Source organism: Kitasatospora arboriphila (assembly GCF_039528095.1).
In the GTDB taxonomy this organism is placed as follows: domain Bacteria; phylum Actinomycetota; class Actinomycetes; order Streptomycetales; family Streptomycetaceae; genus Kitasatospora; species Kitasatospora arboriphila.
Map to the genome: position 1 here is coordinate 237273 of NZ_BAAALD010000001.1, position 263 is coordinate 237535.

The window sequence follows — 263 nt, forward strand, 5'->3', positions numbered from 1 at the left end:
CCCCCCCCCCCCGCCCCCCCCCCCCCCCCGCCCACCGCGAAGCCGTCCGGGAAGCCCACCGCGGAGCCCACCGCCCCGCCGGCCTCCGCACCCGCCGGTGCGGCCGCGGCGGGTGGCGCCGACCGGTCCGCGCCGCCGCAGCGCGGCGGGGTCGGCACCGTCCGGGTCGGCAGCCGTTCGGCCGAGGCGATACCCGCCGGGGCCGGCGCCGCAGCGGCGACGGCCGCGGCCGCGTCCGCGCTGCCGCCGGGGCCGCCCCCCCC

1 pseudogene is annotated in these 263 nt (G+C 88.2%); it reads right to left on the reverse strand.

The annotated features are described in order from the left end of the window. Positions 1–263 (reverse strand): annotated as a pseudogene (locus tag ABD353_RS40705) (hypothetical protein); the annotation flags it as partial.